Origin of the sequence: Nocardioides sp. LHD-245 (assembly GCF_030929495.1) — a bacterium.
Lineage (GTDB): Bacteria > Actinomycetota > Actinomycetes > Propionibacteriales > Nocardioidaceae > Nocardioides.
The window spans coordinates 1-9,394 of the sequence record NZ_JAVFWN010000008.1 but is presented as its reverse complement, the minus strand read 5'-3'; the positions used below and the strand labels follow the sequence as shown (position 1 = coordinate 9,394).

Sequence of the window (9,394 nt, the reverse complement as noted above, 5' to 3'; positions counted from 1 at the left end):
CACCTCTGGGTGCTGTGGACCGACTACTTCAAGCCCCCGCACTTCGAGGCCTACCCCCAGCTCCACACCCTGGTCAACGAGGCCACCAAGCTCGCCGGCGCCACCGGCACCAAGGGCACCCTCGACCTCGCCAAGGCCGACGAGCTCCTCGCCAAGATCGACGAGATCGCCGAGATCTTCTGGGCCACCAAGAAGGCCTGACCCGAACGGACTAGTCCGTCCGGGCCATGCGGCCCGGGCATCACGAACCGCACGTCCATTTCGGGCGTGCGGTTCGTCTTTCCGGGTCCCGGACGGGGGTGATGTGACCTAGCCTCCTCGGGAACCGGGCCAGCGGGTCCGGGCCACATCGGGCCGCCGTCCGGGAGGGAACCAGGACGACGGCCCGACCCAACCGGAGGGAGACATCCCGCGATGCATCGCGCCCTTTGCAAGATCCTCGTCGGCATGGCCGTCGCGCTCGGCCTCACGCTCACGGCCGCGCCGGTCGCCTCGGCCGCCGCGGCCCCGGCCCAGGCGCCCGCCCAGCGGGTCCTGGCGAACGACTGCCCGACCCAGGGCCAGAACCTCACCAAGGCCTACAACAACTACCAGGCGGCCAACGCCTACGCCGCCGCCGCGGACGCCAAGGTCAAGAAGCTCAAGAAGAAGCTGAAGAAGGCCAAGAAGCACGACGCGCCGGCCAAGAAGGTCAAGAAGCTCCAGAAGAAGGTCAAGAAGGCGAAGAAGGCGAAGAAGTCCGGCATCGCCGTCCGCGACGCGTACGTCAGCCAGTACAACGCCGCCTACGGCGCCTACTACTCCTGCAAGAACCCCGGCGTCACGCCGCCGCCCGCCCCGTCCTCCCCGCAGCTGCCGATCCAGGCCCTGTGCGACGCTGTCCCGCAGCTGCAGCCGCTGTGCGACACCATCGCCAGCCTGGTCGACCCGCTGACGACCACCTTCGACCAGATCTGCGCGCAGTTCCCGGTGCAGGCCAAGGGCCTGTGCGACGCGCTCAAGACGGGCTTCACCAACCCGGCCGGCCTGGTCGACGTCCTCAAGACCACCCTGATCAACCTCGGCCTCACCGAGCTGGTCACCACGCTGGACCCGGTCTGGGGTCTCCTGGACACGCTCCTGGGCGCCCTGGCGGGCGGCTTGCCGAGCCTACCCGGCCTGCCGAGCCTCCCCGGCCTGCCGGGGCTGCCGACCGGTGGCAGCAACCCGCTGTGTTCGGTCCTCCCGCTGCCCCTCGTCTGCTGACCGCACACGACTGACCAGCACGCACTCAGAGGGCCCGGGACCAACGTCCCGGGCCCTCTGGTCCGTCGAGGGCACGCCTATGCCTTAAAGTGACCCCCGAGCCGGGCATCCCATGCGCCCGGCGCCATCACCGGTCGTCGCCATGGGGGGATAGCGACGCCGGCACATCCTGAGGGAGAAAACTGGCATGAATCGTGCCCTGCTCAAGTTGATCCTCGGCGTCGCGGTCGCACTCGGCCTCACGCTGAGCGCTGCTCCGGTCGCCTCGGCAGCTCCTGTCGCCGCCGCTCCTGCCGCCGGCACCGCCGAGCGTGCGGTCGACTGCACCGTCCAGGCCAAGGCGCTCGACATCGCGACCCAGACCCGCTCCGCGGCCCAGATCAAGGTCCAGAAGCTCAAGGCCAAGGTCATCAAGCTGAAGAAGAAGATCAAGAAGGCCAAGAAGGCGCACGCGACCAAGCGGGTCGCCAAGCTGGAGAAGAAGCTCAACAAGGTCAAGCGCAAGCTCCGCCACACCAAGGTGCTGCGCGCCGGCGCCGCCAAGGCCGTCAGCGGCACCACCGCGCTGTATGCCGCCTGCCAGGCCGGCAACGCCGCCCCGCTGCCGATCAGGCCGCCGGACAAGGACAACCTGCTCGACTACGTCGGGGACCTGCTCGACAGCCTGGGCCTGGGCTTCCTGCTCAAGTCGCTCGGCCTCGAGGGCGCGCTCGACCTGCTCGACTCGCTCGGGCTGCTCGACCTGCTCGGTCTCGGCGACCTGCGCAACTGACGGTCGCAACCCGATCTGTCACATCCAACGGCCGTGCCCCTCGGGGCACGGCCGTTGTCGTAGGCTCACCCCACCAGTTCCCACGCCACCGGAGGATGCGGCATGTCCGAGACGAGCAGCCCTGCTGTCGGAGGTACGACGGCGGCCGGCCGGACGGACGAGGTGGAGCTGCGACTGCCCGCCGACGGCGCCTACGCCTCCGTCCTGCGGACCCTGACCGCCGGGCTCGCCGCCCGCCTCGACTTCACCATCGACGACATCGAGGACCTGCGGATCGCGGTCTCCGAGGCGGCGGCGATGGTCCTCGACGAGGCCGACCCCGGCGCCGTACTCGACTGCAGCTTCCGCGTCGGCTCCGACCAGCTCGCCCTCACCATCGCCGCCGACGCCCAGGCCCCCACCGCGCCTGACTACGAGAGCTTCGGTTGGCAGGTCCTCGCGACGCTCGCCGACGAGGCGGCGATCGACGCCGTCGCCGGGCGCTACACCGTCCGCCTGGTCGTTCGGTCGTCGCTGGCGTCATGACCACCGACCTGTCTCGGGGCGGCGCGGAGGGCGGGACGCCGACGAACATCGAGCTGACCCGTCGCCGCAGCGCGCAGCTCTTCGTCGTGTTCCGCGACGAGCAGGCCACGCAGACCGAGCGCGACGTGGCCCGCGAGTCCCTCGTGCATCTGCACCTGCCGCTGGTCGAGCACTGCGCGCGCCGCTTCCGCAACCGCGGCGAGCCCTACGAGGACCTGGTCCAGGTCGGCACCATCGGCCTGATCAAGTCGGTCGACCGGTTCGACACCGAGCGTGGGGTCGAGTTCTCGACGTACGCGACGCCGACCATCATCGGCGAGATCAAGCGCTACTTCCGCGACAAGGGCTGGGCGATCCGGGTGCCGCGCCGGCTCCAGGAACTGCGCATGCAGATCAGCGCGAGCACGGCGGAGCTGACCCAGTCCCTGGGCCGCTCCCCCACGCCGCGCGAGCTCGCCGAGGCGATCGGCTGCACCGTCGAGGAGATCATCGAGGGCATGGAGTCGAGCAACGCCTACTCGACCCTCTCCCTCGACGCCACCGACGACGACTCCGACGGTGGCAGCGGCCAGAGCATGCTCGACGCGATGGGTGTCGACGACGCCGGCCTCGAGCACGTCGAGATCCGCGAGTCGGTCAAGCCGCTGCTCGAGAACCTGCCGCCGCGGGAGAAGAAGATCCTCCTGCTGCGGTTCTTCAAGAACATGACCCAGTCGCAGATCGCCGAGGAGATCGGCGTCTCCCAGATGCACGTCTCCCGGCTGCTCAGCCGCACCCTCGCGCAGCTGCGCGACTCGCTGGAGTCGGAGAGCTAGGCCCCACCGTCGCCGTCGTCCTCCGCGTGGCCGTCGAGGGCAGCGACCGTGGCGGGATGGATGACCGCGGCGATCACCACGACGCCGACGACGGCCAACCCGGCCGCGACCAGGATCTGGTCACGCAGGTTCCACGCGAGACCGAGCACGATCAGCTGCGTGATCAGCACCGGTCCCCGCGCCCAGCCGTGGCGGCGCCACAGAGCCAGGCCGGCAGCGGTGAGCACCGCTCCGTACGCCCCGAAGAAGACGGCCGTCGACAGGGCGACCCCCGGGCGGCTCTCCGAGACGCTGGCCAGCTCCAGCACCGCCAGCATGAGCAGCACCAGCCCCTGCACGCCGGCCAGCGAGGCGGCCACGGTCAGGGGCGGCGGAGTGGCCCCGCCGGCACTGGAAGACTGGTCGGTCGGGTCGTCATTGGGGCCTTCGGTCACGGCCGCAGCCTAGGTCCTGACCGGTGCCGCTCGCGTCCAGCATCCGGTTGTGACCCAACGAACCACGCGAATTGCTTGATTCGTGGCGCAATCCTTGGAAACCTTGCCGAAGCGATCGTGAAGCCGTTCACTTTTGCGGCTTCATGCGTGCCCCAACGAGGCACCCCCGGTAGCGAAAGTAGAGGGCATCTCCACCCATGGATTGGCGACACCGTTCCGCATGCCTCGACGAGGATCCGGAGCTGTTCTTCCCGATCGGCAACACCGGTCCGGCGATCCTCCAGATCGAGGAGGCCAAGGCCGTGTGCCGACGCTGCGACGTGCGCGAGCAATGTCTCGCGTGGGCGCTCGAGGCAGGACAGGACCATGGTGTCTGGGGTGGCCTGAGCGAGGACGAGCGCCGCGCCCTCAAGCGCCGCAACGCCCGGGCCCGGGTCCGCACGCCGGTCTAGCCTGTCTGGCGCGAGCGTGTCGGCGCTTCGCTTGACACGCTGCCGCGCACGCGGTCGGCTTCCGTAGGGAGCAAGCCCGCCTGGCTGCCACACGGCCGGCTCGCGGAAAGGCGCGAGCTCGACGACGACGGCGGTCGGCACGGCGGCCGGGTCACTCCACCGCGATGCTGATCCCCGCGCGGGTGCCGCCGCCCGGCGCATGACCGAGGCTCAGGTGCCCGCCGAGCTCCGACTCGACCAGGGTGCGCACGATCGACAGCCCCAGGCTGGTGGCGGCGTCGAGGTCGAAGCCCTCGGGCAGCCCGCGACCGTCGTCCTCGACGGCGACCTCGAGCACGGCACCGTGCCGCGCGGCCCGCAGCACGATCTGACCCGAGCCGCCGGCGTCGTACCCGTGCTCGGCGGCGTTCTGCATCAGCTCCATGACGACCATGGCCAGCGGCGTGGCCACCTCGGAGACCAGCACGCCGAAGCTGCCCTCGCGGCGGACGCCGACCTGGGCGGTGGTCGCGCCGACGTCGGTCACCAGCCGCGCCAGCCGGTCGGCGATGTCGTCGAACTCGACGGTCTCCTCGACCGCGTGGCTGAGCGTCTCGTGGACGATGGCGATCGAGCCGACCCGGCGTACCGCCTCCTCGAGCGCGGCGGTGGCCTCCGGCGAGTCGATCCGGCGGGCCTGGAGCCGGAGCAGCGCGGCGACCGTCTGCAGGTTGTTCTTCACCCGGTGGTGGATCTCGCGGATGGTCGCGTCCTTGGTGACCAGCTCGCGGTCGCGGCGGCGCAGGTCGGTGACGTCGCGCAACAGGATGATCGCACCGATGTGCTCACCCTTCGGGCGCAGCGGGATGGCGCGGACGATCAACGCGGCCCCCTCCCCCGGACCGGCGGAGGCCCCCAGCTCCACGTCGCGGTACGCGCGGCCGCCGAGGACCGCGCTGAGGGTCTCCTCGTCGGGCCGCAGCCGGGACGGCATCAGCTCGCGGGTCAGCTCGGGCAGCCGGTGGCCGGTGAGGTCGCCGGTCAGGCCGAGCTTGCGGTACGTCGACAGCGCGTTGGGGCTGGCGTAGATGACCCGGCCCTCGGCGTCGACCCGCAGGAAGCCGTCGCCGACCCGCGGTGAGTCGGCGTGGTCGCTGCGCTGGGCGGTGGTCGGGAAGAGCCCGGCGGCGATCATCTGGGACAGATCCGTGGCGGCCTGCAGGTAGTTGATCTCCAGCAGGCTGGGCGTGCGCACGCCCAGCAGGTTCGTGTTGCGGCTGATCACCGCGATCACCCTCCCGGCCCGCCGGACCGGGATCGCCTCCACCCGCACCGGGACGTCGTCGCGCCACTCGGGGTCGCCCTCGCGCGCGATCCGGCCGAGCTCGAAGGCGGCGTCGACCAGCACCCGACGGCCGGTGGCGGCGAAGCTGCCGACGATGTCGTCGACATAGGCCGTCGGGCCGGTCGTGGGCCGCATCTGGTCCCCGGCCCAGAAGCCCGCTCCGTCGCTGGCGGGCAGCCAGAGGACGAGGTCGGCGAAGGAGAGGTCCGCGATGACCTGCCAGTCGGCCTGGATGAGCTGGAGCCAGGCGATGTCCGCGTCGTCGAGGTCGGTGTGACGCCGGGCGATCGCGGACAGGGAGGGCACGGCGCCCAACCTAGCCGTCCAAGCCCTCCCGGGGCCTCCCCAGCCGCCGCCCGAGCGTCCCCACTTAGGGTCACTTCAGATCGTTTGGCAGGATAGGGATCTGGGGGACGAAGGCTCGGCTGCTCCGGAGGGTGTGGGTTGATGGTGTCGGTGGACTGGGCGCGCCTCCAGCAGGCCCTCCGCGACGGTGAGCGGCACCCCCCTGCCGACCACCCGATCGGCGACCTCACCGCCCAGCTGACCCAGATGCTCGGCGACGTGGACCCGCAGGTCCGCGACGGGATGGCCTACTCCTTCCTGGCCACCTGGATCGAGCACGGCGCGTACGACGACCTGCTGGCCGGGCTCGGCGACGGGATGTGCGCCGGCCTCGACAGCCACGTCGGCGAGCGCGACACCGACTCGGTCTTCCGGCGCAGCTTCTCGGTGCTGCTCCTCGCCGAGTGCATCCAGCGCGACACCCGGATCCGCCGGCTCCCCCCGAGCAAGGTGCTGCGGTGGGGCGACCGGATCGCCGCGTGGTACGTCCGCGAGCGCGACCTGCGCGGGTTCGTGCCCGGCAAGGGCTGGGCGCACGCGGCGGCCCACGGGGCCGACGCACTCGCCGCGCTCGCCGCCTCCCGACACTTCGGCATGACCGAGCTGACCGTGCTCCTCGACGTGATCGCCGACCGCGTCCTCAACCCCGACACGCCCCCGCTGGTCCACGGCGAGCCGGATCGGATCGCGCACGCGGTGATGGAGGTGCTGCGTCGCGACCGGGTGCCGCTGAACGTCCTGGAGCCGTGGGTGGTCCGTCTCGAGCGCGGCGCCCGGGCCAAGACCAGCAGCGGTCGTGACCCCTACCGCGGTGCCGGCAACGCCCAGGCGGTGCTGCGCGCGCTCTACCTCCAGCTGTCCATCTCGCCGCGGCACCCCTCGGTGCGGCCCGACCTGCTGCTCGCGCTGGTCGCCTCGCTGCGGCGGGTGCACCCGTACTTCCTCGACGACGTCGGCTGACCTCGACGGCCCGGCTGGCTAGGGTGCCGGGGTGACCACCACCCCGGACAGCCCCTCCGACAGCGATCTCACCGGCCATGCCGGGGAGATCGCCACCGCCGTCGCGCGCGCCCACGGCGTCGAGACGATGTTCACGCTCTCGGGCGCCCACGTCTTCCCGATGTACGACGGCGCGGTGCGGAGCCGACAGCTGGCGGAGCAGGACGGCGGCCCGCCGGTCCGCCTGGTCGACGTCCGCCACGAGCAGACCGCTGCCTTCGCGGCCGAGGCGACCGGCAAGCTGACCCGGGTGCCGGGCCTCGCGGTGCTGACCGCCGGCCCGGGCGTCACCAACGGCGTCAGCGCGATGGCGCAGGCGCGCTTCGCGGGGTCGCCGATGGTCGTCGTCGGCGGCCGGGCGCCCAACAACCGCTGGGGCACGGGCGCGCTCCAGGAGATCGACCACCTGCCGATCGTCAGCCCGGTGACCAAGCACGCGGCGACCCTGGCCACCGCGAACGACGTGGCCGCGGGCTTCGACACCGCGTTCGCCGAGGGGCGCTCCTCACACCGCGGCCCGACGTACGTCGACGTGCCGATGGACGAGTTCTTCAACGTCGGCGCGGGACCGGCCCCGGTCATCGGCAACTACCGCGGCGCCGAGCCGGACAGCGACGCGGTCGGGCAGATCGCCGCGCTGATCGCCCGGGCGGAGCGGCCGGTGCTGATCCTGGGCACCGACGTGTGGGCCGACCACGCCGAGGAGGCGGCGCTGCGCCTGGTCGAGGAGATACGGCTGCCTGCGATCACCAACGGCATGGGCCGGGGCGTGATCCCGGGTGGGCACCCGCTGCTGGTGACCAAGGCCCGCGGTGCGGCCATCAACGGCGCCGACCTGGTGGTCGTGGTCGGGACGCCCCTGGACTTCCGGCTCGGGTACGGCGTGTTCGGCGGCAAGGACGGCAGCGCCCCCGCGGCCGTCGTCCACATCGCCGACTCCCCCGGGCAGCTGTCGGGCCACGCCACCCTGGCGGCGTCGGTCAGCGGCGACCTGACGAGCGTCCTCGACGGGCTCCTGGAGACGCTGGCCGGCGCGAGCCAGCCGGACCGCTCGGCCTGGCTCACCCTGCTCCAGGACACGGTCGCCGCGGCGGGCGCGAAGGACGCCGAGCTGCTCGGCGCCGAGGCCGACCCGGTCCACCCGGCCCGGATCTACGGCGAGCTGGTCCCCCGGCTGGCCGACGACGCCGTGGTCATCGGCGACGGCGGTGACTTCGTGTCCTTCGCCGGCAAGTTCGTGGAGCCGAAGCGGCCCGGCTGCTGGCTGGACCCCGGCCCCTACGGCTGTCTCGGCGCCGGGCTCGGCGCCGCGGTGGCGGCCCGGATCGCCCGGCCCTCGTCGCAGGTCGTGCTGCTGCTCGGCGACGGCGCGGCGGGCTTCTCCCTGATGGACGTCGACACCCTCGTGCGCCACGGCCTGCCGGTCGTCATGGTGATGGGCAACAACTCCGCCTGGGGGCTGGAGAAGGGCCCGATGCAGATGCTCTACGGGTACGACGTCGCCGCCGACCTGGCCCCGCGCACGGCGTACGACCAGGTGGTCTCCGCGCTCGGCGGCGCCGGCGAGACGGTCACCGACCCGCGCCGGATCGGGCCCGCCCTCGACCGGGCGTTCGCCGCGAACGCGCCGTACCTCGTCAACGTCATCACCGACGTCGACGCCGCCTACCCGCGCAGCACGTTCGGGATCTGATGTCGGACACGGCCCTCCGGTTCACCGTCGCCGACGCCGACACCGCGCTCGCCGTCGGCTCCGGCAGCCTGCCCGTCCTCGGCACGCCCCGCCTGCTGGCCTGGTGCGAGGCCGCCACCTGCGCGGCCCTCGAGGCGTCGCTCGGCGACGGTGAGACGAGCGTCGGCACCCGGGTCGACCTCGAGCACCTCGCCGCGACCAGGGTCGGCGGGACGGTCGAGGTCACCGCGCGCCAGGTGTACGCCGACGGTCGGCTGCGCCGCTTCGCCGTGTCCGCGCGCGAGGTCGGCCCCGACGGCCGCCCCGGCAAGCTGGTGGGGTCCAGCGAGGTCACCCGCGTCGTGGTCGACGCGGAGCGGTTCCTGGCCCGGCTGGAGGGGTGAGCCCACCGCTCGGGGCGGTTCCCCCGGTTTGTCCACAGGTCCGGAGCACGCGCTCGCTTGGGCGCGAACGGTCTCGTAGAGTCGTCGTCACACCGAAGGAGACACCCGTGGCGTTGACCCAGCAGGAGATCGAGCGGCGACTCGGCCAGAACCACAACGACGTCGCGGGCGCCTACGAGCTGCTCGCCGAGGTCAAGGCGACGGTCGACAGCCACACCACCGAACTCGCCGACATCAAGACCACCGTCGACAGCCACACCACCGAACTCGCCGACATCAAGACCACCGTCGACAGCCACACCACCGAACTCGCCGACATCAAGACCACCGTCGACAGCCACACCACCGAACTCGCCGACATCAAGACCACCGTCGACAGCCACACCACCGAACTCGCCGACATCAAG

The 9,394-nt window shown here is 71.9% G+C and carries 12 protein-coding genes; 10 read left to right on the top strand and 2 right to left on the bottom strand.

The genetic code is table 11. The features are described 5' to 3' along the window. From RB608_RS13600 to RB608_RS13580, 5 genes are all read left to right on the top strand, one after another. Positions 1-201, top strand: a 201-nt coding sequence (locus RB608_RS13600) for a superoxide dismutase [Ni] (RefSeq protein ID WP_308088502.1), incomplete at its 5' end; no start/stop codon positions are given. 213 nt (positions 202-414) lie between these two features. Then, complete coding sequence (locus tag RB608_RS13595; RefSeq protein ID WP_308088501.1) at positions 415-1,245, top strand: hypothetical protein; 831 nt, start codon at positions 415-417, stop codon at positions 1,243-1,245. 187 nt (positions 1,246-1,432) lie between these two features. Further along, positions 1,433-2,017 (top strand): hypothetical protein, encoded by a 585-nt coding sequence (locus RB608_RS13590; protein ID WP_308088500.1) that lies wholly within the window; start codon positions 1,433-1,435, stop codon positions 2,015-2,017. 102 nt (positions 2,018-2,119) lie between these two features. Continuing rightward, on the top strand, positions 2,120-2,542 hold the full coding sequence (locus RB608_RS13585) for an anti-sigma factor (RefSeq protein WP_308088499.1): 423 nt from the start codon (positions 2,120-2,122) through the stop codon (positions 2,540-2,542). Then, on the top strand, positions 2,539-3,357 hold the full coding sequence (locus tag RB608_RS13580) for an RNA polymerase sigma factor SigF (RefSeq protein WP_308088498.1): 819 nt from the start codon (positions 2,539-2,541) through the stop codon (positions 3,355-3,357). Before RB608_RS13585 ends, RB608_RS13580 begins: the two co-directional genes overlap by 4 nt. Here RB608_RS13580 and RB608_RS13575 read toward each other — a convergent pair. Beyond that, on the bottom strand, positions 3,354-3,791 hold the full coding sequence (locus tag RB608_RS13575) for a hypothetical protein (protein ID WP_308088496.1): 438 nt from the start codon (positions 3,789-3,791) through the stop codon (positions 3,354-3,356). The genes RB608_RS13580 and RB608_RS13575 overlap by 4 nt on opposite strands. A gap of 197 nt (positions 3,792-3,988) precedes the next feature. Between RB608_RS13575 and RB608_RS13570 the strand changes: the two genes are divergently transcribed. Further along, positions 3,989-4,243, top strand: coding sequence for a WhiB family transcriptional regulator (locus RB608_RS13570; protein WP_038678054.1), 255 nt, complete (start codon positions 3,989-3,991; stop codon positions 4,241-4,243). Between the two features lie 151 nt (positions 4,244-4,394). Here RB608_RS13570 and RB608_RS13565 read toward each other — a convergent pair whose 3' ends face one another. After that, complete coding sequence (locus RB608_RS13565; protein WP_308088493.1) at positions 4,395-5,873, bottom strand: histidine kinase N-terminal domain-containing protein; 1,479 nt, start codon at positions 5,871-5,873, stop codon at positions 4,395-4,397. Positions 5,874-6,014: 141 nt separating this feature from the next. On the opposite strand from RB608_RS13565, the gene RB608_RS13560 reads away from it, so the two are divergent. The 4 genes from RB608_RS13560 to RB608_RS13545 form a co-directional block, all read left to right on the top strand. Further along, the gene (locus RB608_RS13560) at positions 6,015-6,872 is read left to right on the top strand and encodes a DUF2785 domain-containing protein (protein ID WP_308088492.1); all 858 of its coding nucleotides are present in this window, start codon (positions 6,015-6,017) and stop codon (positions 6,870-6,872) included. Between the two features lie 31 nt (positions 6,873-6,903). Continuing rightward, the gene (locus RB608_RS13555; protein ID WP_308088491.1) at positions 6,904-8,604 is read left to right on the top strand and encodes an acetolactate synthase; all 1,701 of its coding nucleotides are present in this window, start codon (positions 6,904-6,906) and stop codon (positions 8,602-8,604) included. Then, a complete protein-coding gene (locus RB608_RS13550) occupies positions 8,604-8,987 on the top strand; it encodes a hotdog domain-containing protein (RefSeq protein WP_308088490.1) in 384 nt (127 codons plus the stop codon). The genes RB608_RS13555 and RB608_RS13550 overlap by 1 nt, the downstream gene beginning before the upstream one ends. Positions 8,988-9,094: 107 nt before the next feature. Next, a partial coding sequence (locus RB608_RS13545; protein ID WP_308088489.1) for a hypothetical protein occupies positions 9,095-9,394 on the top strand: 300 nt, incomplete at its 3' end.

What these genes read in the sequence shown, in the direction of transcription:
- RB608_RS13595 (WP_308088501.1), top strand. Translation starts at nt 415, where the DNA reads ATGCATCGCGCCCTTTGCAAGATCCTCGTCGGCATGGCCGTCGCGCTC.
- RB608_RS13590 (WP_308088500.1), top strand. Translation starts at nt 1,433, where the DNA reads ATGAATCGTGCCCTGCTCAAGTTGATCCTCGGCGTCGCGGTCGCACTC.
- RB608_RS13585 (WP_308088499.1), top strand. Translation starts at nt 2,120, where the DNA reads ATGTCCGAGACGAGCAGCCCTGCTGTCGGAGGTACGACGGCGGCCGGC.
- RB608_RS13580 (WP_308088498.1), top strand. Translation starts at nt 2,539, where the DNA reads ATGACCACCGACCTGTCTCGGGGCGGCGCGGAGGGCGGGACGCCGACG.
- RB608_RS13570 (WP_038678054.1), top strand. Translation starts at nt 3,989, where the DNA reads ATGGATTGGCGACACCGTTCCGCATGCCTCGACGAGGATCCGGAGCTG.
- RB608_RS13560 (WP_308088492.1), top strand. Translation starts at nt 6,015, where the DNA reads ATGGTGTCGGTGGACTGGGCGCGCCTCCAGCAGGCCCTCCGCGACGGT.
- RB608_RS13550 (WP_308088490.1), top strand. Translation starts at nt 8,604, where the DNA reads ATGTCGGACACGGCCCTCCGGTTCACCGTCGCCGACGCCGACACCGCG.